Annotated in this window: 24 protein-coding genes, 1 tRNA gene and 1 pseudogene; 5 read left to right on the top strand and 21 right to left on the bottom strand. The window is 69.0% G+C overall.

The features are described 5' to 3' along the window. Positions 1–68 precede the first annotated feature (68 nt). Positions 69–293: a hypothetical protein gene (locus VKV57_06705; protein ID HLW59603.1), complete on the top strand. Its 225-nt coding sequence runs from the start codon at positions 69–71 to the stop codon at positions 291–293. Positions 294–360: 67 nt separating this feature from the next. Here VKV57_06705 and VKV57_06700 read toward each other — a convergent pair whose 3' ends face one another. Continuing rightward, positions 361–1,128, bottom strand: coding sequence for a VTT domain-containing protein (locus VKV57_06700; protein HLW59602.1), 768 nt, complete (start codon positions 1,126–1,128; stop codon positions 361–363). A gap of 94 nt (positions 1,129–1,222) precedes the next feature. Beyond that, positions 1,223–1,603: a DUF5668 domain-containing protein gene (locus tag VKV57_06695; GenBank protein HLW59601.1), complete on the bottom strand. Its 381-nt coding sequence runs from the start codon at positions 1,601–1,603 to the stop codon at positions 1,223–1,225. Between the two features lie 308 nt (positions 1,604–1,911). Between VKV57_06695 and VKV57_06690 the strand changes: the two genes are divergently transcribed. Together VKV57_06690 and VKV57_06685 are read left to right on the top strand one after the other, a co-directional pair. After that, positions 1,912–2,505, top strand: coding sequence for a hypothetical protein (locus VKV57_06690; protein HLW59600.1), 594 nt, complete (start codon positions 1,912–1,914; stop codon positions 2,503–2,505). Positions 2,506–2,517: 12 nt separating this feature from the next. Continuing rightward, positions 2,518–2,784 carry a recombinase family protein gene (locus VKV57_06685; protein HLW59599.1) on the top strand — a complete coding sequence of 89 codons (267 nt, stop codon included), beginning with the start codon at positions 2,518–2,520 and terminating at the stop codon, positions 2,782–2,784. 15 nt (positions 2,785–2,799) lie between these two features. On the opposite strand, the gene VKV57_06680 is transcribed toward VKV57_06685, so the two are convergent. Further along, complete coding sequence (locus VKV57_06680; protein ID HLW59598.1) at positions 2,800–3,138, bottom strand: hypothetical protein; 339 nt, start codon at positions 3,136–3,138, stop codon at positions 2,800–2,802. Between the two features lie 1,028 nt (positions 3,139–4,166). Next, positions 4,167–4,240, bottom strand: a tRNA-Gln gene (locus VKV57_06675). 150 nt (positions 4,241–4,390) lie between these two features. On the opposite strand from VKV57_06675, the gene VKV57_06670 reads away from it, so the two are divergent. Next, the gene (locus VKV57_06670; protein ID HLW59597.1) at positions 4,391–4,579 is read left to right on the top strand and encodes a hypothetical protein; all 189 of its coding nucleotides are present in this window, start codon (positions 4,391–4,393) and stop codon (positions 4,577–4,579) included. Positions 4,580–4,598: 19 nt separating this feature from the next. Here VKV57_06670 and gltX read toward each other — a convergent pair whose 3' ends face one another. The 15 genes from gltX to VKV57_06595 form a co-directional block, all read right to left on the bottom strand. Then, positions 4,599–6,110 (bottom strand): glutamate--tRNA ligase, encoded by a 1,512-nt coding sequence (gene gltX, locus VKV57_06665; GenBank protein HLW59596.1) that lies wholly within the window; start codon positions 6,108–6,110, stop codon positions 4,599–4,601. 52 nt (positions 6,111–6,162) lie between these two features. Continuing rightward, positions 6,163–7,092, bottom strand: a complete 930-nt coding sequence (locus VKV57_06660) for a ribose-phosphate pyrophosphokinase (GenBank protein HLW59595.1) — start codon at positions 7,090–7,092, stop codon at positions 6,163–6,165. Further along, the gene (locus VKV57_06655) at positions 7,089–7,352 is read right to left on the bottom strand and encodes a stage V sporulation protein S (GenBank protein HLW59594.1); all 264 of its coding nucleotides are present in this window, start codon (positions 7,350–7,352) and stop codon (positions 7,089–7,091) included. Before VKV57_06655 ends, VKV57_06660 begins: the two co-directional genes overlap by 4 nt. A gap of 88 nt (positions 7,353–7,440) precedes the next feature. Next, positions 7,441–8,178: a WecB/TagA/CpsF family glycosyltransferase gene (locus VKV57_06650; protein HLW59593.1), complete on the bottom strand. Its 738-nt coding sequence runs from the start codon at positions 8,176–8,178 to the stop codon at positions 7,441–7,443. After that, a complete protein-coding gene (csaB, locus tag VKV57_06645; protein ID HLW59592.1) occupies positions 8,175–9,248 on the bottom strand; it encodes a polysaccharide pyruvyl transferase CsaB in 1,074 nt (357 codons plus the stop codon). Before csaB ends, VKV57_06650 begins: the two co-directional genes overlap by 4 nt. Then, positions 9,245–11,353, bottom strand: a complete 2,109-nt coding sequence (locus VKV57_06640; GenBank protein ID HLW59591.1) for a DUF5693 family protein — start codon at positions 11,351–11,353, stop codon at positions 9,245–9,247. The genes csaB and VKV57_06640 overlap by 4 nt, the downstream gene beginning before the upstream one ends. Positions 11,354–11,377: 24 nt before the next feature. Continuing rightward, the gene (locus VKV57_06635) at positions 11,378–12,085 is read right to left on the bottom strand and encodes an LmeA family phospholipid-binding protein (GenBank protein ID HLW59590.1); all 708 of its coding nucleotides are present in this window, start codon (positions 12,083–12,085) and stop codon (positions 11,378–11,380) included. Between the two features lie 2 nt (positions 12,086–12,087). Continuing rightward, positions 12,088–13,237 (bottom strand): peptide chain release factor 2 gene (gene prfB, locus VKV57_06630; GenBank protein ID HLW59589.1). Its coding sequence is split into 2 segments (ribosomal slippage): positions 12,088–13,164 and positions 13,166–13,237, totalling 1,149 coding nucleotides; the frame shifts between segments, so codons are not numbered across the junction. Positions 13,238–13,323: 86 nt separating this feature from the next. Further along, positions 13,324–15,393: an apolipoprotein N-acyltransferase gene (gene lnt / locus VKV57_06625; GenBank protein HLW59588.1), complete on the bottom strand. Its 2,070-nt coding sequence runs from the start codon at positions 15,391–15,393 to the stop codon at positions 13,324–13,326. A gap of 86 nt (positions 15,394–15,479) precedes the next feature. Beyond that, positions 15,480–18,119 carry a preprotein translocase subunit SecA gene (gene secA / locus VKV57_06620; GenBank protein ID HLW59587.1) on the bottom strand — a complete coding sequence of 880 codons (2,640 nt, stop codon included), beginning with the start codon at positions 18,117–18,119 and terminating at the stop codon, positions 15,480–15,482. A 155-nt stretch (positions 18,120–18,274) separates the two neighbouring features. Then, entirely contained in the window at positions 18,275–19,024 is a 750-nt protein-coding gene (locus VKV57_06615) for a polysaccharide deacetylase family protein (GenBank protein ID HLW59586.1), read from the bottom strand. A 37-nt stretch (positions 19,025–19,061) separates the two neighbouring features. Beyond that, positions 19,062–19,712 carry a hypothetical protein gene (locus VKV57_06610; GenBank protein HLW59585.1) on the bottom strand — a complete coding sequence of 217 codons (651 nt, stop codon included), beginning with the start codon at positions 19,710–19,712 and terminating at the stop codon, positions 19,062–19,064. 10 nt (positions 19,713–19,722) lie between these two features. Continuing rightward, the gene (raiA, locus tag VKV57_06605; protein HLW59584.1) at positions 19,723–20,301 is read right to left on the bottom strand and encodes a ribosome-associated translation inhibitor RaiA; all 579 of its coding nucleotides are present in this window, start codon (positions 20,299–20,301) and stop codon (positions 19,723–19,725) included. A 54-nt stretch (positions 20,302–20,355) separates the two neighbouring features. Beyond that, positions 20,356–21,012, bottom strand: coding sequence for an ABC transporter substrate-binding protein (locus tag VKV57_06600; protein ID HLW59583.1), 657 nt, complete (start codon positions 21,010–21,012; stop codon positions 20,356–20,358). Positions 21,013–21,133: 121 nt separating this feature from the next. Continuing rightward, positions 21,134–21,433 carry a zinc-ribbon domain containing protein gene (locus VKV57_06595; GenBank protein HLW59582.1) on the bottom strand — a complete coding sequence of 100 codons (300 nt, stop codon included), beginning with the start codon at positions 21,431–21,433 and terminating at the stop codon, positions 21,134–21,136. 156 nt (positions 21,434–21,589) lie between these two features. Here VKV57_06595 and VKV57_06590 point away from each other — a divergent pair, with 156 nt between their 5' ends. Further along, a complete protein-coding gene (locus VKV57_06590; GenBank protein ID HLW59581.1) occupies positions 21,590–22,207 on the top strand; it encodes a hypothetical protein in 618 nt (205 codons plus the stop codon). Positions 22,208–22,231: 24 nt separating this feature from the next. Here VKV57_06590 and VKV57_06585 read toward each other — a convergent pair whose 3' ends face one another. Together VKV57_06585 and VKV57_06580 are read right to left on the bottom strand one after the other, a co-directional pair. Continuing rightward, complete coding sequence (locus VKV57_06585) at positions 22,232–23,002, bottom strand: proline racemase family protein (GenBank protein HLW59580.1); 771 nt, start codon at positions 23,000–23,002, stop codon at positions 22,232–22,234. A 118-nt stretch (positions 23,003–23,120) separates the two neighbouring features. Continuing rightward, positions 23,121–23,237, bottom strand: a pseudogene (locus VKV57_06580) (proline racemase family protein). Between the last annotated feature and the right edge of the window lie 45 nt (positions 23,238–23,282).

Below are 23,282 nucleotides of genomic sequence, written 5' to 3'. Positions count from 1 at the left end.
CATTGGTGCCGCTGGATCGAGGGTGCTCCACGTTTCGCTGTCTACTTGTGGCCAAGTGGGATAAGGACATGGCGTCTGACGTGCTCGACGCCGTCGGCGGGAACAGGGATGACGGCGACGGGGCAGAGGCAGCCGGGAAGTCGCGGGCGGAGCGGAAGGCGCGCTCAATGGCCAAGGAATTGGCCAAGTCGAGCGGCGGCCGGTTGACCGAGGCCCAGGCGTTCGTCGAGGTCTTCAAGCGCGACCCGAGCCTTTACACCCAATACACGAACGAGGTGCACCGGCGACGCTGAGCGATGACGGCTTGGAAGGAGGCGGCGGTCGCGGTCGCCGACGCCCGCTGGCGCGAGCGCCCCTCGGTCACCCCCTGGGGTCCCTCCCTCCAGGGTCATGCAGATCGAGACTGGCGGGCGGGACCCGGCGTCCTGGTCGGTCGACTACCGGCGGCATCTGCGGGGCTTGCCACACACGTGCGAGCCGGGACCGAAGGGTCACGCTCGCGATGGTGAGCAGCCCCAACGCGGCGAGCGCCCACGGCACGGCGCTGTGCCCCTCCCCCACCCCGCGCCCGAGCATAACAAGGATCACGTCGGCGGGCAGGATGCTCGCGGCAAGCGTCCAAAGGAAGGTCATCCACGACAGCCGGGTCAGCCCCAAGAGAAAGTTCAGCAGGCTGAAAGGAATGAGCGGGATGAACTGGAGCAACAGGACGGCCATCCAGGCTCCGTGAGCCGCAATGTCGCCTACCCAATCTACGAGTGACGCGGGCATGATACGGAGGGCAACGCCACGTCCCAAGATCCGCCCGAGCCCGAAAGCGACGCACCCGCTCAGGACCGCTCCGATGATGGATACGACGAGGCCTTCCCAGATCCCGAACGCAGCGCCGTTGGCCATGATCAAGAGGTCGGCGGGTAGTGGAAGAAATGTCTGCACGACCATGATAAGAATGGATGCCCCCGCTGCCCATGGCCCCCACGGTGCGATGATTTGGCGAAAGCGATCGACTGTCAGGCCGGACGAAATCACCAGGAGAAAGCGGTGAATCTCCGGATGGACTCGGGCGATGGCGATGACCACCGCAGCGATCATCCATAGCAAGAAGCGCACGAGTGGGAGTGACAGCATCAGCGCGAGCATCTCATTTCGGTCGCCCCGGAGGACTGGGCCAGCGCGTGGGTGGTTCTCGCACCCTCGGGCTTGTCCGCTCTCCGCTGGGCCCCTACCAGATACGGCCGATGAGGAGCGCAAGTCCCAGGGCGATCATGACTAGCGCGCCGGTGCTCCGACCGCCGAACAGATTACTGGCGAGGAACGCTAACCCAAGGCCGATCAAGATCAAGCCACCGGTCGTAGAATGGCGGCGTCCCTTCATGGTCCCCGGCTGCCGTGCGGAACCCGGCGCGGCGGGGCTTGGTTCTTTCGGGAGCACCATCTCGTCCGGACTGGATCGACGGAGGATAATTCCCAGACCGATCACGATCAGGACCACCGGCCACCATTGGTCCAAAGAGGCCGGGAGGTAGCCGAGGTTGCGAAGCAGCAGGATCACGCCGATCACAAGCAATGCGAGGGGCCCTATGAGATCGCGCTGGTGAGACACTCTTGCACCTCCGCCTATCTTGTCTCTTTCGCCCGTTTCCACCGAGCCCGGGCGGCCTTGCGGGCAATCTCCGAGCGGCGTTCGGGGGACAGCGCCCGTGTCCGGGCCTTCTGGGCGAGGCGGGAGAGCGCCTGGGCGTGCGGATTCTTCCTCTTGCGCGTCACGAGTGAAGTATACCTCCCGGTGAGCATGGTCGGCAAACGCTCCGGAGAGGCATTGACGCCCATGCTTCTCGAGAAGCATACTGGATCCATGTGGGTCCTTTTCGTCTTTTTAATCCTCAAGTAGACCCGCACGGAGATGACGCCATGCTGAAAGAAATCGTCGACGTGGCCCAGGTCATCATCGCTGCGGCGGCGGTCCTGGCTCTCGGTGTCGCGATCTGGCAGGGCACCATTGCCCGGCAGGCCATCGCCGAACAGCATCGGACGGCCCGCGAACAGTTGCGGATGATGCACGAGGACCTCAAGATGCGGCTGCTGCTGGACTACGAGCAGCGCTTCGAGACTTCTGAAATGATGGCGCGGCGGCGCGCGCTCGCCGGGCATCTACTGGGCAGCGGTGCGTACAAAGCCGATGCCGTCATGCAGGATTCCACGTTCGCCGTGATCGGCGACGAGGTGCCCAACTTCTTCGAGTCCTTGGCGACCATGCACGATCGCAAGCACATCGACACCGCCATGGCGTTTGAGTTCTTCTACCACTGGGGCCTGCACTACTGGGTTGCGCTGCACGGCTTCGTCCGCAAGGACCGCGCTACCAACGGCGACGATCTCTGGAACGGGTTCCAATCCCTGATGGACAACTTCGCGGCCTATGCGCTGGCGCACCACGTCCGTGTGCCGATCAACGACGTGAAGGTCGAGGACTTCCTGCGGCAAGAGCAGCAGGCCGGCTTGTGAAGGGGGAATGAGATGAGAGCGGCGATCTATGCGCGGTACAGTTCGGAGAACCAGCGGGCATCGTCGATCGACGACCAGATCCGCCTATGTCGTCAGGAGGCAGATCAGCGCGGCTGGATCGTGGTGAACGAGTTCAGCGACGCCGCGCTCAGCGGCGCGCTCGGCGAGGACCAGCGGCCGGGGTACCGGACCATGATGGCGGCGGCGAAGCGGCGGGAGTTTGATGTGCTCCTGGTTGACGACACCTCGCGCCTCAGCCGCGACAGCGTTGACGCGTAGATGGCCTTCAAGGTGCTAGAGTTCCTCGGCGTTGGGTTCGTGAGTAGATCGGACGGTGTCGATACGCTGGCGAACGCCAAGACCTCTCGGTTCGTCTACGGGATCAAAGGCGTGATGAACGAGGAGTTCAGGCGGGACCTCGCCGAGAAGACCTGGCGGGGCCTGGAGGGTCGGGTTCGGGCAGGGTACAGCGCGGGTGGCCTCCCCTACGGCTACCGCAGCGAACCCGTCCTCGACGACCGAGGACAGATCGTTCGGGTCCTGGGCCACCGGCGCGTGGTCTACGAGCCCGAGGCCGAGGTCGTGAGGAAGATCTTCCGCCTCTACGTCGGCGATGAGGACGGGCGCCCCCACTTGGCCCGCGAGGTCGCCAAGATCCTGAACCGGGACGGGATCGCCCCGCCGGGCGCGCGGTGGCAGGGGCGGGCGAAGCGCCAATGCACGACATGGAGTTACACGGCGATCACCGCACACCGACAACTCCGAAAAGGCATCCTGCACAACCCGATCTATACCGGGACGGTCCTGTGGAACCGCTCGAAGTGGCTGCGCAACCCGGAGACCCGTAGGGAGGCGTATCGGCTGCGGCCGATGGGCGACTGGATCGAGGTGAAGGACTCGACGTTGCGCATCGTCCCACAGAATCTCTGGGACCGGGCCCAGGCGTGGCTCGCGGCGCAGCGGGTGGCCCCGACGGCGTGCGAGCGCGACGGCCGCCGGAAGTACCTGCTCAGCGGGTTCGTCAAGTGCGCGGTGTGCGGCGGGAACTACACCATCGCCACGCGACACTCCTATCGGTGCGGGACCTTCCGCAACCGGGGCGAGGTGGCCTGTGCGAACCACCTGACCATCTCGCGGCGGCGCCTTGAGCGGGCCGTCCTTGAGATCCTCCGCGACCGCCTCTGCGGTGAGGAGCACCTCGCGGCCTTCACGAACCGGGTGCGTGCCCTCGGGCGCCGCGTCTCAGGGCCCTCCCAGAACCAAGCCAAGGCGCTGCGCGGGATCGAGCGGGAGATCGAGCACGTCAAGCAGGCCGTGCGCCTCGGCAAGGCGACGTCGACCCTGCTGGGGATGCTCGAAGAGGCCCAACGGCGACGGGACGAGTTAGTGGCGGCCACCGGTGTCCCCGAAGACGGTGACTCAGCACGGGTCGCGGCCGCGCTGGAGCGGCTCCCCGATCTCGTGCGGGAGGTCCTCTCAGACCTCGACACCCTGCTCGCCGTCGAAGATGTGGACCGCGCCAAGGCCGTCCTCGCCGGGTTCCAGACGACGGTCACGCTCCACCCGGTCGGGGGCCATCTGGAAGCGGAGGTCGCCGGGACGCTCGCGGGGGTGCTGACGCTCGCGGCGGGCCGGGGAGGGTCAACTAATCGGCGTTTTGGTGGCTGGGGGAGGAGGATTCGAACCCCCGCTAACGGGTCCAGAGCCCGTCGTCCTACCGCTAGACGATCCCCCAACGGCGGCGAAGCGTCCTCATTATACTGAGGCCCAAAGACCAGTGTCAACGCGAACGCACGCGGGGTCCGGTGGAGCGGGCGTGCGCCGTATGATACCATGGGGTTGTCCCGTCTGCCCACGAGTGGGACGATCAGACCAGGAGCAAGCGATGGCGGATGCGCCAACGCCCGACGAGATCCGCGATGCCACCCTCCCCTGTCCGAAGTGCCGTGGGGAGATGCACCCGATGTTCCTCTATGAGGACCGCGACCCCGATGCCTGGCTGTGCTTCGCGTGCGGTCACCTGGAATGGCTGACATCAGGGGCGGGGCGGTCGATTCCTTCCGTCGACGAGTAACCGCGGACCGGTCCCGCCCTCAACTCCCCGAAGCCGGCGCATCGGACACCCCGACCAGTTCAACCGCCCGGTCCAGCCGCTCCAGGACCCGCTGTTTCCCCAGCACATCGATCAATTCAAACAACCCCGGCCCGACGGTCTTGCCGGTCAAGGCAACCCGCAGCGGATGGATCACCGCCTTCGCCGGGATCCCCAAGCGCTCGGCCACCCCGCGCACCCCCGCTTCGATCGTTGAGAGATTCCACGGGTCGAGCGCCGCGAAGGTCTCGCGGGCTCGCCGGAGCAGATCGGCGGCTCCGGGTGCGCCGAGATGCTTTGAGACGGCCTGGGGGTCGTAGGCAACCTCTCGAAAGAAGAAGTCCCCGTACACCACAACATCCTTCGGCAGCCGCAGGCGCTCGCCCAGAATCTCGACCACGCGGCCCACGTACGCGCGGGTTGCGGGGCCGACCTCTCCGTCGAGGAGGTGGTCGTCCCTCAGGCAGGCGATCACAAGATCGATCACTCGATCCGGGGCCTCGCGGATCGCGGCCTGCATGTAGACGCCGTTCATCCAGTTCAGCTTTTGGATGTCGAAGACCGCCCCGCTCTTCCCCATCTCCTCGATCCGAAACCGCTCGACCAGTTCGCGGGGGGTGAAAAGTTCGCGGCCGTCCTCCGGGTACCATCCCATCAGGGCAAAAAAGTTCACCAGCGCCTCCGGCAGATACCCCTGCGCGGCGTAGTCGCGGACCGAGGTGTCCCCGTGGCGCTTGCTGAGCTTCTTCCGGTCGATCCCCAGGAGGACCGGCAGGTGGGCGACGCGCGGCACCTGCCATGCATATGCCTCGTAGATGAGGAACTGGCGGGGCGTGTTCGAGAGGTGCTCCGACCCGCGCACGATGTCGGTGATCTGCATCCCGTGATCGTCGACGACGTTGGCGAAGTTGTACAGCGGGGTGCCGTCCGAGCGCTGGATGATGAAGTCATCGAGATCAGCCGGGGCGAACTCGATGCGGCCAAGCACGAGATCCTGGACCACGATCGGCGGGTGCCCGTCGGGAATGCGGAACCGCAGCGTCGATACCCGCCCTTCGGTTTCGCGCTGCCGGCGGTCCGCCGGGGACAGCCCCCGGCACCGGCCGACGTAGCGGTACGCGCGGTGCTCGGCCACGGCGCGCTCCCGATCCGCCTCGAGCTCCTCACGGGTACAGTAGCACGGGTAGGCCGCCCCCCTGGCGACGAGATCCTCGGCGTGCGCCCGGTAGAGCGCGGTCCGCTCCGTCTGGCGGTACGGGCCGGCGGCACCGCCCACATCCGGGCCCTCATCCCAGTCGAGGCCGAGCCACCGCAGATCCTGGATGATCGCGGCCTCGAACTCCTCGGTGGACCGGCTCCGATCCGTGTCCTCGATCCGGATGACAAACTCCCCCCGGCTGTGGCGGGCGAACAGCCAGTTGAAGAATGCCATCCAGGCGCCGCCGACGTGGAGATACCCGGTCGGGCTCGGGGCGTACCGGGTGCGGACCGTCATGATGCCAGGGTAACACACGACCTCGCGCGCCTGCAAACCGCGCCGGTCGGCGCGCCGGTGGGGGACGCCGCTAGCTGAAGAGCGTGCTCACCGACTGGTTGAGGTTGATGTTCCGCATCGCGCGGGCCAGCAGCGGCGCGGCGGAAAGGATCCGGATCCGGTCGTCCGCGATCTCGGGGGCCACCGGGATGCTGTTGGTGAAGGCGAACTCCCGAACGTCCTCGCGCTCCAGCGTCTCCGAGACGGACCCGACGAGCACGGCGTGGGTCGCGCACACGTAGGCCTCGGGGCGCGCCCCGTGCCGCGTCAAGGCGTCCAAGGCGCTGGCGATGGTGCCGCCGGTCGACACGATGCGGTCGATCAGGATGGGAATGCGGCCCTCCACCTCACCGACCACCTGGACCGTCTGCTTCACGTCGGGGGTCGGCCGCCGTTGGAACACCACGGCCAGCGGAAGCCGCAGCCGCTCGGCGAGCCGGTAGGCGATCTTGACGGCGCCGTCATCGGGCGCGACCACCACCGCCGAGGCCAGTGCCTGATGCTGGAGGTATTCCGCAAACAGCGGCAGCGCACGCAAATGGTCCACCGGGATGTTGAAGAACCCCTCGATCTGATCGGCGTCCAGGTCGAGCGCGAGGATCCGATGCACCCCCGCGCTCTGGAGGAGGTCGGCCACGAGCCGCCCCGTGATCGGTTCCCGGGGCGCGTGCTTCTTATCCTGACGCGCGTACCCGTAGTACGGGATGACCGCCGTGATCCGCCCGGCCGAGGCCCGGCGCAGCGCATCCACCATCACCAGCAGTTCCATCAGGTTCTCGTTGACCGGAGGGCAGGTGGGCTGAATCACGAAGGTGTCCTCGCCGCGGACGCTCTCCTCGAATCGAGCGTAGATCTCCCCATCCTCGAATCGCTGGATGGTGACGCGTCCCAGCGGCAATTCGAGCTCGGAGGCCACCTCCTGGCCGAGCGCTCGGTTGGCGGTGCCGCAGAAGATCTTCAGCGGGCCTGCACCATGAACCGGATCGCCGTGCGTTCCTCCCCGTCGATCACGACCTTGGTGAACGCGGGAATGGCGATGAGATCGATGCCGTTCGGAGCTACGAACCCTCGGCTGATCGCGATCGCCTTGACGGCCTGGTTGACCGCCCCGGCCCCGATCGCCTGGATCTCCACCGATCCCTTTTCCCGCAACACGGCGGCCAGGGCCCCGGCAACGGCCTTCGGCTTTGAGTCGGCTGAGACCTTGAGGAACTCCCCCATGCCGTCTCTGCTCCTAGCCCTACTGCCGAGAACCCGGCCGGGTGTCCGCCCCTATTCCATGACCCGTCTCAGAACTCCTCCCCTGCGCTCAGCGTCGCGCGGTGCGGCGGCGCTCTTGCCAAACAGCCATCACAAACCGCGGGATCGCGGTTTGGCGGCCGGCGCGGCCGGGCTGGCGAATGAGCCGGTAGCACCATTCCAGTCCCAGCCGCTGCACCGGGACCGGCGCGCGGCGGACCCGTCCCCCCCACACGTCGAGCGTCCCCCCCACGCCGATCGCCACGGGGACGCCGAGGACGTCGAGGTGACGGTCGAGCCACTGCTCCTGCTGAGGGCTGCCGAGCCCGGCCAGCAAGAGCGTCGGGGCGGCACCGCGAATGGCGGCCAGCACCGCCAATTCGTCCGCGGGGGCAAAATAGCCGGGGGCCGCGCCGACGACCTGGATCCCGGGGTGCTGGACCCGCAAACGTTCGGCCGCCGCCAGGGCCACCCCGGGGGCGCCGCCGAGAAGGTAAATCCGCCACCCGCGCCGTGCCGCCTCGCGGCACAGCCGACCCGCGAGGTCAATCCCCGGCACGCGCCCCGGGAGCGGACGCCCCAGCTGACGGGCACCCCAGACCACCCCCACCCCGTCGGAGACGACGAGGGCGGCGCGGCCGAGGAGCGCCCGCAGATCCGGGGAATGCCGGGCCCGCATCACCAATTCCACGTTGGCGGTCACGACGAGATGGGGACCGCCCAGGCGAATCAGGTCCACGACGAACGCAGCGGCGGCCTCGAGATCAACCGGATCGAATCCGACCCCGAGGACGTCGACCCGATTCACGACACCAAGCGGCCGACCAACTCCGGGGCGATGGCGGCGCGCGCCCGAAGAGGTGCGACGGCCGCCAGGAGTCGGGCGTGGCCCGCGGCCTGGGTGTCGGCGGCGTGCTCGATCGCCTCGACGAGCGCGCCGATCTCCAGCGTGCCCGGATGAAGGACGGGCTCCCCCAGTTCGCGGGCGAACGCGGCGACCTTGGGGTCGTAGGCAAGCGCGATCAGGGGCACCCCCTGGATCGCCGCAAACACCAGCGCGTGCAGGCGCATCCCGACGACGACCGCTAGCCGTCCGAAGAGCGCGAGCATCTCGCGGGGGCCCAGCGCCGCCTCGACCACGGTGGCACCTCCCCCAATCATCTCCGCGAGGCGCGCCGCCACGGCCACGTCCCCCGGGGGGTGCATCGGCACGCAGATCCACCGGGCGGCGCGCCGCTCCGCGACCGTTCGCGCGGCGGCCGCCACGGCGGCGAGCCACGCGCCCGTGTCCCACGCTCGCACCGCCAGCCCGAACGATGTGCCGCTCCCCCACCGGGCGTACTCGGCCGCGACACGCGCGGTGGGGTCGGGCTCGAGGAGCAACGCGGGGTCGGCGGCAAGCGCGACCGGCGGGCGGTCCACTCCCAACTCCGCGAGGGAGGCGAGCGATGCCGGATCCCTCAGTGTGACGAGGTCGACCCTGTTCAACACCCGGCGGGCCGCCGATCGAACCACCCGGCCCCGCAGCGGCCCGATCCCCTGCGCGTACACGGCGGTGCGGCGGCCGAATCGCTGGGCCAGCGCCAGGACCCCTAAGTAGTACCAGGGGCTCCGCCAGCTCGTGACATCCTGAAACAGGCTCCCGCCCCCGGAGAGGCAGAGGTCACACCGCTTGAGGCCCCGCAGCAGGGCCCGCGGGCTCGCCCGCGGGATCCCTTCCACGCCGTAGGTCCCCGTGGTCGAACGCGGATCCGCGGAGAGGACGGCGATCTCCACCCCGGGATCCCGCCGGCGCAGGGCGTCCACGGTCGCCCCGAGCACCGCCTCGTCCCCCAGATTGTTGAAGCCGTAGTAGCCGGAGAGAACGATCCGGCTCATCGCATCGGCGGCGATCCGACGCCCCCGACCCCGGCCGCGGCGGGATCGGGACGCGCCGGGGCGGACGCCGGCCCCCGCCGGCTCCACAACACGACGCCCACCAGCACCGCGCCGATGGCCGACCCGATCGCGAGCGCGTAGATCGTGCGGAGAATGATGTAGACCAGCGGCGTGTGGATGTGCGAGAACGAGTTCACCAACCCCACCTGGCCCACCGCCCCGATCAGCGCCGCCGGGAGGAGCCACCGGCGAGCCCCCAGCATGGCGAGCGCAAAGGTCAAGACCATGAACGGATCGCCGATCAGAAACTCCTTGGTCCGCGGGCGTGCGATCACGAGGTGCTCCAGGATCACACGGGTCCGCAGCTCCACCGACCCCAACACCGGCAGCCCCGCGTTCCCGGTCCGCCCCAGCGCAAACACCGCGGCGATCCCGACGACGATGAACGCGACCCCGTACTCCAGCAGAAGCGGCCGCCGCCCCCACGCCCGAAGGCGCGGCCAGAGCTGCCCGGGCGGTGCCTCCGCGGCGACGAGCAGCAGTCCGAGCACCGCAACCGGGACGATGTGCGCCAGCTTCACGCCGAGGAACTCCCGAATCTCCATCATGAACGACCACTGGCTGAGCAGGGCCGCGACCATCACGCCGCCGAGTGCGGTCACTCCCGAGAGCGCCCAGAGGCGCCCGATGCTCCTGGCGATCATCCCCCCGCCGCTGATCCGGGCGCGGCCCCCGTCGGCGCCCGGGCGGGGTGCGGCGGGGCCGACCGCCGGCAGCAGCCCCATCAACGACAGCGTGGGAAAGGCCAGCGCGGCGAGAAACGCCAGGGCTTGGCTCCAGAGCGTGAGGTGGTGCGCCGCCAGGACACCCACGGTGAGGACGAGCCCGATACCCACCCCGACGTAGAGAGGCCGGGCGGGGACGGGGCGGCCGAGGAGCCTTGCGCCCTCGGCGACGGCGATCGCGGACGCCGCGAGCGTCCCGAGCGCCATCAACACAACCCAGAGGGGAAAGATCGGCTCGAACGGCAACGACGAGGCCTTGCCCATCTGGAACCCGGCGCCGCGGAGGTCGTTGGAGATCGACTCCACGTAGTCCACGTTCGCCTGGACCTCATCGATCCCGGCGGACGTCGCCAAGAACGGCCTGATGTACAGGATCCGGACGTTGCGCTCCCGCGCGGCGAGCACGAATTTGTCCCGCGCATCGTCGGGGCTGAGGCCGGCCAGCTCATCCGGGGTCAGGCTGAAGACCCGGATCACGGCGGGGGCCACGGCGCGGGCGAGGTCGAGGTCCCCCCGCTGTCGGCGCCTGGCGGTAAAGCTCTCGATCTGTCCGAACGCGAACCCGGCGCTCTTCATCTGCGCCGCGACGTCGGGGATGAGCTGATCGAACCCCAGCACCTGGTTCCCATCGAAGATCAACGTGAAGCGTTCCCCCGCGGAGCGCAACCGGGCGAAGAACGCCTCCAGCCCGTCCGGGGCGACCTCGTGCAGGTTCTTGATCCGGGCTTCGACGGCCAGATGGTGCTCGCGGATCGCGGCGACGTCCTCCGAGAGCAGGCCGATCGAGTCGTCCTCCAGCTCCTGCCCCCGACCCTGGATCTCGAGGACCGGGGCACTCCCGTCGAGGATCGTCGCCCGGGCCGTGCCCATGTGCGGCAGCAACTGCGCGGACAACCCGATCCGAATCTGTTCCAGCAGCGGCCGCGGCCCCGCGACGTAGGTGTCGCCCGGCTGGATCCGATTCCCCCGCAGGAGATCCCCGAGCGGTCCGACGATCGGGGACGTCCGAGCCGCGTTCGTCACGTCGGCCCCGGTCAAGTAGGTCACCCGGCCGCTATCGGCGAGGCGGCGGAGCGAGGCCGAATACACGGTGACGCTGCGCGCCCCCGCCCGGTACAGGGCGTCGTAGAGCACCCCGGGGGCGGTGCCGGTACGCCGGCCCAGGGTGGTCCAGTCGTCCCCATCGACCGTGATCTCCACCGTGCGGTAGGACTGCTCAAGGTGTTGGCGATGGGCGAGGACGATCAACGCGGCCAGGAGCCCGACGACGACGCATGCGCTGAGCAGCGGGTGCCGGGTGATGAGGGGTCGCAGGGTCATCCATGTCCTCCGGAAGGCACGAGGTTACGAGGCGCCCGTCCCGGCATCGAGCACGAGCACTCCGTCATCGGTGCGCACCGCGGTGAGCCGGAAGCCAAACGGCAGCGGGGGGACGACGATGACCGATTTGAGCGTCAGCGCGGCCCCTCCCACCGGCACGGGGACGGGCCCACCGGCGACCGTGACGTGATCGAGAACCAGGTCGATCGCCTCGTCCCCCGCCAGCACGAGGTGGCCAACGCCTGCGGCGGGGAGTTCCGCCCCGAGGACCCGAACGGCACCCCGGAGGAGCACTTGACCGGGCCGGAGCACGATCGAATCGACCCGCACATTCGGCTGCAGCACCAGCGCGTGCGCGAGTTCGGCCTGGGACACCGTAGCGTGGGCCACGCCGGACCTCACCGAGTCGACCACCACCCTGTGGTGCACGAGCAGCGCCTCGGGATCGAACCGCACACCGCTCAGCGTCGCATCGAAGCGCGCCAGCTGCAGCGTCCCGATCTGCACGTCGTCGGCCGCCACGGTCACGAGGTCGACGCGTCCCCACCACAGCGCCAGCGGCGGCCGGGCGACCAACCGAACGTCCAGTCCCCGCGAGGGCAGGAGGGTCCTGAGGTATCCTCTGAACGCAGCCGCCGCGACGAGCGGGGTACCGAGGTTCACCGCTACCGCGAGCGCCAGCGCCCCGACCACGACCGCCCACAGCCTCCCCAGCCGAGGGGCACGCGGCACGGCTAGGGCCTCGCCGTGGGTCCCGCTCCCCGCCCCTCGGCGATCGCGGCGGTCCCACCCGGCGCCCCCAGGCGCAGCCAGGCGCCGATGAAGGCATCGAGCCCCCCATCGAGGACCGCCTGCGTATTCCCGGTCTCCAGACCGGTGCGGTGGTCCTTCACGAGCGTGTACGGGTGCAGCACGTACGACCGGAGCTGGTTTCCCCAGGCTGCGTCCCTGCGCTCGCCGCGAATGGCGGAAAGCTTTTGGCGCTGCTCCTCGTGCTGCAGCTCGTAGAGCCGGGCCTTGAGCAGCTTCATCGCCGTGAGCTTGTTGGCGTGCTGCGAGCGTTCGTTCTGGCACTGCACCACGATCCCGCTGGGGAGGTGGGTGATCCGCACCGCCGTCTCCACCTTGTTCACGTTCTGGCCGCCCGCGCCCCCGGAGCGGTACGTGTCGATGCGGAGCTCATCCTCTTTGACGTGGACCTCGGCGGCCTCCACTTCCGGGATGACGTCCACGAGCGCGAACGACGTGTGGCGCCGGTGGGCGGCGTCGAATGGGGAGAGGCGCACCAGGCGGTGCACGCCGCGCTCGCCTCTCAAATATCCGTACGCGCTTGGACCGGTGACGATGACGGTGACGCTCTTCAGCCCGGCTTCCTCGCCGGGGGACATGTCGACGACCTCCGTGCGGTACGCGTGCGCTTCCGCCCACCGCAGGTACATGCGCAGGAGCATTTCCACCCAGTCCTGAGACTCGGTGCCGCCCGCGCCCGCGTGGATGGAGAGGATGGCGTTGCTGGCATCGTGCTCGCCGCCGAGCAGGGTCGCCAGTTCGAGACGGTCGATCGTGGCGCCGAGATTCTGGACCTCCGCCTCGACTTCGGCGAGAGCGCGATCTCCCTCCCCCGCCGCGAGGTCGACCAGTTCCAACAGATCGGTAACCTCTCGCTCCAGACGGTGGATCTCATCGATCCGGGAGCGGAGGGCCGCCACCTCGCGCGAGGTCCGACGGGCCGCCTCCGGATCCTCCCAGAACGTCGGCTGCTGCATGCGCTGGTCTAGATCGCCAAGGCGGGCCCGCTGTCGGGGCAGGTCAAAGGTGCCTCCCGATGCTCTCCACGCGCTCTCGATACGCGCCGAGCGTGCGGCGGAGTTCCTCACTCGTCACCCGGTCACCCTCCCGTCGACGCGCCGAGGGCCGCGCGGCCCTCGCCGGGCTCCCATCGGCGCGCGGTCAACGACCTATTATAGCATTCACCACGCGGAAAACAAAAAGCCGAGCAGGACGATGCCCGCGGCGTGGGCGACGGCGCACGCCGGCACCTGGCTCCACCGCGCGCGCACCAGCCCAAAGATCACTCCCGCGCACAGCCCCCAGACCATGGCCTCGGCGCCCTGCACGGACGCGGCGGCCAGTCCAAGGAGCGCCGACCAGAGCACCGCGAACCTCCAGGTCCGCCACGAAGCGGCCGCGGCGAAGACCAACCCGCGGAGCCACCATTCCAGCGCCACGCCGACCACCAGCGCCCGCACGGCCGCCCCGCCCCACTCCCCCGCGGGCGGCAGCAGCGCGGCCACCGACGCGCCGTGGCTCGCAAACGCATGCCGCGCGACGGCGGCGAGCAGGCCGACGCCCGCGAGCCCGACGACGGAGGCGGGGACAAATCCCCGCACCCGAAATCCGAGATCGCGCAGGGGCCGTCCAAGGCTGAGGAGGCCTGTGATCGCCAGGAGGGCCAGGATCGGGACCGGCAGCGCCACCGGCCCCACGTCGACCCGCCGGTCCCCACCCAACCACGCCGTACCGACAAGGGCGAGGAACGGCAACGCGGAATCGATGAAGAGCCGCGAGAACGCCGCCCCCCCCGCCCCCTCCGCGGCGAACGCCAGCGCGCGGGGCGCGAGGAGACCGGCGGTGGCGAGCACCGCGCCCCAGCCGACGAGGTCGCCGTATCGGGCGTACGGGGTGAGGGCGGAGAGCGAGGCCACCGGCGCCGCCAAAATCCCCCGCGCGCCCAGCGGCAGCGCATCGAGGACTCGGCCCCGGGGGTCGATGATGGCGCTGATCCCTTCGTTCGCCGCCCGAAGCAGGTACCGCCCTTCCTCAACCGCGCGAAAGGGCGCCAGCGCCGCGTGCTGCTCCGGCGCCGCGCGGCCGTCGAACCACGCATCGTTGCTCACCACGGCCAGCAGCGTGGCGCCCTCCTGCGCGTACCGCCGGGCGATCCCCGGGAAGATGCTCTCGAAGCAAATGGCCACGCCCACCCTGGCCTCCGGAGTCCGGAGGACCGTGAAGGCTGACCCGGCGTGCTCGCCGTATTCGGCGAACGGGACGAACCGGACCTTGTCGTACCGGCCCACCAGCGCACCCGTTGGCGCGAACGCGAATGCCGAGTTCGTCACGTCCCCCTCGAGGCTGGTGGCGATCAAGGCGACGCGATCGCTCCGCACCCAGGAGCGGATCGCCGCCAAGGTGGATGCCTCCCCGAGGATTCCGGTGGGTGATGCGGTCTCCGGCCAGACGACGAGGCGGGCGCCCCGCGCGGCCGCGTCGTGGGTCAGTTGTTGCAGATCGAGGAGCCCCCGCCGCACTTCCTCGGGCCGCAGGGGGCCGCGACCGGACACATCGGGCTGCACGACGGCGGCGGTAAACACAGCGGGAATCGGATGGCGCAGGGCGTTCAGTCCGTAGAGGAGCGTTCCGACAAGCACCAGGCCGGTTCCCACCACGGGAACGACGACGGCGCGGCGAGTCAGGATCACATAGAGGGTCGCGTTGGTGAGCGCGACAACGCCGCTGACGGCGTACACGCCCCCCAGTGAGGCGATCTGGATCAGCGGCAGCGCCCGGTGTTGGGAAGCGCCGAGCAGCGCCCACGGGAACCCGAGCGCGCCCTGCCCGCGCAGAAATTCGACGGCGGTCCACACCAGCGCGATCCAGAGGAAGACCAACGGGCCGTCGTGATCCCGCTCCACCACGGCGATCCCCAGCATCGCCAGCGCGGGGAAGACGGCGGCGAGCGCCGCGGTCAGCACCCACACCCCCACCCCAAACGTGGTGATCCACCACAAGACCCCGCCGAAGGCGACGATCCCCCAGAGGTATCCCAACCAGAACGCGGTCCGAAGGGTCCGCTGGTGCGCGGCGAGGAAAAGGGGAACGAGGGTCACCCAGGCGACGACGCCAAGATCGGGGATCGGATACGCGAGGACGAACCCGGCCCCGGAGAGCAGCACCGCGAGGAGCTGCCTGGGGCGCGCGGGACGATCGGACCTCGAGGAAGCGAGGACGTCGGCGCGGCCGAGACGGCGCGCGCTAGTCACACCAGGGGGGGGCCGCTCTCGAACGCGGAGCCGGGCGGGACGCGCGGCCGCTCACGCCCCCCCCTCTCCATCCGGCGGCCTGGGGATCACTCGTCCCTGCCGTGGCACTTCTTGTACTTCTTCCCGCTGCCGCACGGGCACGGGTCGTTTCGGCCCACCTTCGCCCCCCGCGCCGGCACCGGCGCTCCTGCGGCCGCCGCGGTGCGGACGCGCGCCCCATTGCCATCCTGCGGGGTGATCCGGTACGCCGGACGGGCGGGCTGAACCGGGACCGGGCCGGTCGTCTGGACCTGCACCAGGTAGAGGAACTTGACCGTCTCCTCCTGGACGTCGTGTTTCAGCTGATCGAAGAGGGCGTACCCCTCCTTCTGGTACTCGATGAGCGGATTCGCCTGCCCGTAGGCCCGCAACCCGATGCCCTCGCGGAGCGCGTCCATCGCGTACAGATGGTCGATCCACTTCCGGTCAAGGGTCTGCAGCAGGACCAGCCGCTCCAGCTGCCGCATCGTCTCCGGCCCCACGGACTGGACCTTCGCCTCGTAGGCGGCGAGCGCCGCGGTGACGATCCGCTCGCGGACCTCCCCGGCGTCAAGACGGTGCAGGCCCTCCTCGGAGAGCTCGGAGGGGAGTGGGAAGATGAATCGGGCTTCCTCGAGCAATCCGGCCAAGTCCCATTCTTCCGGCCGCACCTCGGTCGAGCAGAATCCATCGACCAGATCGCCCACGAGGGTCTCGATGAAATCGACGATGTTCTCGGCGACGCTGTCGCCCACGAGGACCTTGCGTCGTTCGGCGTAGATGACCTGGCGCTGGACGTTCATCACATCGTCGTACTCCAGGACGTGCTTGCGCATGTCGAAATGATAGGATTCCACCTTCTTCTGCGCGCCCTCGATCTGGCGCGTCACCATCGCGTGTTCGATCGGCACGTCGTCCTCGATCCCCAACCGCTCCATGATGCCGGCGATCCGCTCGCCGGCGAACAGCCGCATCAGCTCATCGTCCAGCGCCACGTAGAATCGCGACGATCCGGGGTCCCCCTGGCGGCCGGCCCGCCCGCGGAGCTGGTTATCGATCCGCCGGGCCTCATGCCGTTCGGTCCCGATGATGTGCAACCCGCCCAGCGTCCGGACCCGATCGCCATCGACCGAATCCGGTGGACTGCCGCCGAGGATGATGTCCACTCCGCGGCCGGCCATGTTGGTGGCGATCGTCACCGCCCCCGACCGGCCAGCCTGGGCGATGATCTCGGCCTCCTTCTCGTGGTACTTGGCGTTCAACACCTGGTGGGGGACGCCCCGCCGGCGGAGCAACGCGCTCAGCGCCTCGCTCTTCTCGATCGACCGGGTCCCGACGAGCACCGGCTGCCGCCGTTTGTGGCACTCCTCGATTTCCGCCGCCACGGCCTGGTTCTTGGCCTTCTCGTGCTTGTAGACGAGATCGGCGAGATCTTTGCGGACCATCGGCCGGTCGGTCGGAATCGCGACCACCGGGAGGTTGTAGATCTGGGTCAGCTCCGCCTCCTCGGTCTTCGCCGTGCCGGTCATCCCGGCCAGCTTGTCGTACATCCGGAAGTAGTTCTGGAACGTGATCGTCGCGAGGGTCTGGCTCTCCTTTTCGATCTTGACGCCTTCTTTGGCCTCGATCGCCTGGTGGAGCCCGTCGCTGTACCGGCGCCCGAACATCAGCCGCCCGGTGAACTCGTCGACGATGATCACCTGGCCGTCCTTCACGACGTACTCGACGTCGCGGTGGTAGAGGGTGTGCGCCCGCAGCGCCTGCTGCGCGTGGTGCATCAACTCGATGTGCTGGGGGTCGGTGAGATTTTCGATGCCCAGCATCCCCTCGAACGTGGTGATCCCGTCCTCGGTGAACACCGACGTCTTGAGCTTCTCGTCGACGTGGTAGTCGCGGTCCGATTGCAGCCGAGGGATCAGCTTGGCGAAGCGGTAGTATTCGTCGACGGACTGCTCCACCTGGCCGGAGATGATGAGCGGGGTGCGCGCCTCGTCGATCAGGATGAAGTCCACTTCATCGACGATCGCATAGCGCAGGTCCCGCTGGACGAGATCCTCGCGGCGGATGACCATGTTGTCGCGGAGGTAGTCGAACCCGAACTCGTTGTTGGTCCCGTACGTGATGTCGGCGAGGTACGCCTCGCGCCGTGGGGCCGGACGGAAGTGGTTGAGGCGATCGTCGGCGTGGTGGGCGGGATCCTCATAGGCGGGGTCGTAGATGCCGGCAAACTCGTGGGTGATCACCCCGACCCGCAGGCCGAGCAGCGTGTAGATCGGACCCATCCAGCCCGCCCCCACCCGGGAGAGGTAGTCGTTCGGGGTGACGAGGTGACCGCCGCGTCCCTCCAGGGCGTTGAGCACCAGGGGGAGCGTGGCGACCAGGGTTTTGCCTTCGCCGGTCCGCATCTCCGCGATCTTTCCACTGAAGAGCACCGCCCCGCCGATCAACTGGACGTCGTGGTGGCGCTGGTGGAGCGTGCGCTTGCTCGCCTCCCGCACCAGGGCGAACGTCTCGGGCATGAGATCCGCGAGCGTTTCCCCTCCCTGCGCCCGCGAGCGCAGCTCTTGGATCTTGCCCCCGAGCGCCTCGGGAGAGAGCGCCTCGAACTCCGGTTCCAGCGCTCCCACCTGCGGGACCAGCGATTCCCGCAGGTGCTTGACGACCCGATCGCTATGGTCGCCGAGCAAGGATTGGAAGAGTTTCAGCATCCGCAGCTCCTGGTGGCCGAGATCGCACTATACGGGAAAACGTTCGATCCCCCCGCAGCCTTCCTCAATTATAATGTCCCTCTATAATGTACCCCATCCGCCCCGCAAGCGCCGCGGGGAGGCCAGCGGGCCGCGGCGGCTGGGGTCCGCCCCGGTCACCGTGCGGAGAGGCCGAGGGTGCTGGCAAACGCGCCGAGGGTCTCGTCGTGGGAGACCCGGACGCGTTCGAGGAGGTAGGGCGGGCTGGCCGCGGACACGAACCCAGGGCGTTCGGTCAGCGCCCCCCGATACCCCAGGTCCGCCAGGAGGTGCTCGACCGCGGTGCTGTACCGCCCGGCCGGATAGGCGAAAAACGCGACCGAGCGGCCGGTCCATCCCTCGAGCGCGCTTCGGCTGTCGATGAGCTCGCGCCGCGCCTGTCCCGGCGGGAGCCTCGAGAAATCGACGTGGTGCACGCCGTGCGACTCGATCTCCATTTCGGCCCCGGCCATCTCGCGAATCTGAGACACGGTCAGATGGCCCGGAGTGCCCACCGACGACGTCACCACGAAGAACGTGCCCACGAACCCGTACCGCCGAAGCAGCGGGAAGACGACCGCATAGTTGTCGACGTACCCGTCGTCAAAGGTCAGCACGACGCGTCGCGGAGGCAGCGGCACGTGATGGTCCAGCATGTCCCGCAGGGCCCCCAGGGTAATCGTCTGAAACCCGTTCGCGCGGAGAAGCATGAGCTGTGCGCGAAACGTCGGTTCCATCACGGTGAGGGAGACGGTGATCGGATCGTGCGCGGTCAGTTGCGGGTCAACTCGGTGGTACATCAGCACCGGCACGCGCCCGCCCGCGGACCCCGTCGCCCCCGCGACGGGGAGCGCGCCGATCGGGCCGACGCCGAGGGCGAATACCACCAGGCCCCACGCGATGCGGCTTGTTCCGCCTCCGGACCTACCGGCTCCCAAGCCAGCTCACGGGCCGGTTGACGGCGTCGAGCACGGCGCGCACGACGGCATCCCTGGGATCGTCGCGAACCACCGCCGCCCCGCTGAGGAGTTCCTGTTCGGGCCCGGCCCAGGCGACGAGGGCCAGCGCGACCCGCTGGGTGCCGAGGGGGACGACGGTGACCGTCTTCAGTTGAAACACCCCGTCGGACCGAAGGTACGTTTCCACCGCGCGCAGGGCCGCCTGCCCGACGACCTCGTCCCCCGGCACCTCTCCACCGGCGGCCGCGCCTTCATAGGTCAGCCCCTCGTGCTCCACCTGCACCTTCACCTCCAGGGACTGGCGGAGCGTCGCCAGGCTGAGCCCGACGAACTTGAGCCGCGCCCTCAGCGGCGCCGGCCCCGGCTGCGTCTGCCCCGGCCGCAGGACCGCGACCCGGACCTGGGAAGGCTCCACAACCTCGCCGAGCTCGGCGCCCAGCGCCGCGACGACATCTGCGGCAATGACCCGAGCGGTGCGGTCGGGAGACCCGAGAACGTGCACCTGCCCGATCCGGCCGTTGCCGCTGAGCTCCACGCGCACCGCGGAAACCCCGTGGAGGCGGCGGATCACCCCTTCGGCATCGCGGGCCAGGGACCGGTGCTCCTGCTGTTCCACTGCGGGCTCCTTATCCTTCCGGTTCGATCAGCCCATACCGTCCGTCGGCGCGGCGGTAGACGACATTGACCTCTGAGGTCTCCGAGTTTCGGAACATATAGAAGGCATGCCCCAGAAGTTCCATCTGCACGGCCGCATCTTCCGGGGTCATCGGCTTCATGTCGAAGCGCTTGCGCCGGGTGATTTCGATAGAGGAAACATCCGATCCCTCCGCGTCCGCCGACGCCTGGGCGCGCAGCGCCGCCTCCGCGGCGGCGGCCACCTGCTGCTTGTGGCGGCCCGCCAGCACCCGTCGTCGCGTGATCGACTTGCCTCGAAACTTGCTGATCTGATGATCCAACTTGTCGACCACAAGATCGATCGAGGCGTACATATCCTGGCTGGCTTCCTCTCCTCGAAGGACGACGCCGTCTCCCCATAGAGTCACCTCGGCGACCTGGTTCCGGCCGGGATGCGGCTCCACCCGCAGCAGCGCCTGCGCCTTCTGCACCCGCTCAAAGTGATGCGCCAGCCGCTCCACCTTCTCCGTGACTTTTGCGCGAAGGGCCTCGCTGACCTCGATGTTCCGACCGGCCACGATGATGTTCATCGGTTCCTCCTGGGGCCATCCACCGTCTTCTCCTGCTAATACCCCAATCCGGCGTTAGAGATGCCACCGCTGGCGCAACTGCGCCAGGCCGCCGTTCTGCTTGAGTTCCCCGATCGCGGCGGAGGTGAACGCCAGCAGATCCGGGGCGTCGGCCCGAACCAGCACGACCAGCGGCGTCGGCGCCCACGGACCCATCGTGGCGTTGAGATGCCGGTGCGTGCGCTGGTACTCGACCACCAACGGCAGATCCGCCACGGCGGCCTGCGCCTCCCCACGGGATACGATGGCCAGCGCTTCGCCGGGCCGGTAGGTCAGCAGGATCGGCCCCGCCCCCATCTGCTCCGCCACCGTCTCGCCCACGCTCTTCGCCTGCACCGCCACGCGCACATGCCGCAATGGAGGGACGCCAGGGGGGGCGGCGCCGGCGCGCCACAAGATCGCCTGCGTCATCGTGTAGAAGGGCTCCGACGCCAGTCCTTGGGGGGCCGCGGTTTGGGGCAGGCCGATGACCATGTCCGCCCCGGCCAGTCCCTGCGCCAGCAGCGCCAGGGGCGTATCGCGCACCTCGAGGCGTACCCCCAGCGACGACGCCAGCAACGCGGCGAGGTCGACCTCGAACCCTCTCGGCACCTGTCCCTCACGGAACGCCAGCGGGGGATAGGAAAGATCCGCGGCGATCCGGAGCACACCAGCCTGCTTGATCGACCTCACCGCCGGGCCGGCGATCGAGGGATGGGGAGCCGGCGGTAGCGGCGGCCGCGCCGCGGGGGCGCGGCACGCGGACAGTCCGAGGAGGACGAACCCGACCAGGATGCCGAAACGGCCCAGAACCCTACCCCACGTGCTGCTGGCTGCGGATTTCGCGGAAGCACTCCTGGCAGTATACGGGGCGATCCTCCCGGGGCCGAAACGGGACCTGGGTCTTCGCTCCGCACTTCGCGCAGACGGCATCGAACAACTCCCGCGTCCCCATCGCCCCCTCTCGGGATCGCTTACGGGCGTCCCGGCAGTCTCGACACCGCAGCGGCTCGTTCGTGAACCCCTTCTTTTGGTAGAACTCCTGCTCTCCGGCAGTGAAGACGAATTCCTTTCCGCAATCGAGGCAATGAAGGGTCTTGTCGACGAACGGCATGCGACATTCCCCCCGAGACCAACTCGTCCTGGCGGCGCACGCCAAGCTTAGCCTGATTATACGATTGTGCCTCTCGAGGTGACAAGCCGTCGGCGGCCTCGGCGAAGGGATGCGGCCGCGGACCGCGAACCGGTCCGGAGGAGAGGAGGGAGACCCGTGCTTCGATGTCCCCCGCGGTGGCAGTGGGTGTGCGCCGGTGCCCTGGCACTGGCCATGGTGCTGGCGGGGGTCCCCCGTTCCCCTTCATCCGCCCAAGACGAGTCGGTCTACACGCTGTACTATCGGTTCGAGATCCCGCTGGCGACCCCCGCGTTCACCCTGACCGACAACGGCACCAAGCGCTCGTTCGCCGGAACCCTCCGCGGGGTCCTCGGCGGCCTCCCGCTCACGGGCGCCACCTTTGCCTATGGCAACGGTGCCAGCGAACGCGCCGGCGGCGGAACATTCACCTTGGCGACTCGAGCGGGATCCGTCAACGCCGGAGAAATCCTCATGACCAACGATGGGAAGCAGACGACCCTGCTCTTCTTTGGAACCTACCTTGGGTCCCGGCTGTCGTTTTCGGTGGTGGGAAGCGGCAGCCAGATCGGGGGGACCGGGGTCGTGTCCGCCGGGCTTGCCGAAACCAGCTTCCGGTCCGATGACGAATATGTCTCGGCGGTCCGGCAGGCGGTGGCTCCGCTCCCTCCCGACACGCGCGCCGAGATCCTTGGGGAAGCCAACCAGAACCTGCGGCTCGTGCGGGAGTACCGGCTGAAGAATCCGGCGCGCTGAATCCGCGGCAATTCCCCCTGCGCCTCAGCGCAACAGAAAACCCTCCGGAAGTGGATCGTCCTCGTCCAACACGAAGGTGTGAAACCCCGTAATCGCCGCCGATCCCGTCACCTCCGGCACCGCCGCGCGATAGGACGCCACGGTGGTCTCCGAAAGCAGCCGCCCCGAAAACCGCGTGCCGACCAGGCTCTCGTTGACGAACGGCTCACCCAAAGCCAGGGCCCCCGCCGTCCAGAGGGCGGCCATCAGCGCCGAGGTGCAGGTACCGCAGGGGGATCGATCGACGGCGGAGTCCGCGAATACGGTGAGGCTCGTGCGGTTTGCCCCCGGATGCTGCCCGGGCCAGGAGAGGACGACGCCGTAGAGACCGCGGATCTCCGGCTCCAGCGGATGCGCCACCTCCAGCGCCGCGCCGACCGCCGCCTTGATCGCCGCGCTCGTCGCGACGAGCGAGGGGAGCGGACCGGGTGAGGTTCCCAAGCCCGCGGCGGGGGCATCCACCAGCACGTAAAACGCCCCCCCGTAGGCCACCGTCGCCGCCACCACGCCCCACCCCGGCACCGCGACCTCGCGGGTCGCGTAGGTGAACGACGGCACATTGGCGATCGTCACGTCCCGCACGCGGCCGGCCTCGACGCGCGCGCGTGCCCGCACAACCCCGGCGGGCGTGTCCAGGGTGACCGACGTTTCCGGAGCCACCGCGGGGAGCTGCCCGGTCTCGAGCAGCACGGTCACGAGGCCGATCACGCCGTGCCCGCACATCGTGCTGTACCCCTCGTTGTGCATGAAGAGCACGCCCGCCTGCGCCCCCCGCCGTGACCGGGGGCGTGACGACGCAACCGTACATGTCCTGGTGCCCCCTCGGTTCCCACATCAGCAGCCGGCGCGCGTGGTCGAGGTGGTCGTGCATGTACCGGCGTCGCGCGAGCATGGTGCCTCCCAGGATCGGCGGGAGTCCCCCGGTGATGATCCGCAGCGGCTCCCCCGCGGCGTGGCAGTCGATCGTCTGGAGGATGCGCGCGTACCGCATGCCGGACCCTTCGCCTCCGGGGCCGGGTTTCCCGCCAGCCCGCGC

This window comes from bacterium, assembly GCA_035307765.1.
In the GTDB taxonomy this organism is placed as follows: Bacteria; Sysuimicrobiota; Sysuimicrobiia; order Sysuimicrobiales; family Segetimicrobiaceae; genus Segetimicrobium.
The sequence above is the reverse complement of the archived record's forward strand: the minus strand, read 5'-3'. Positions and strand labels throughout refer to the sequence as shown.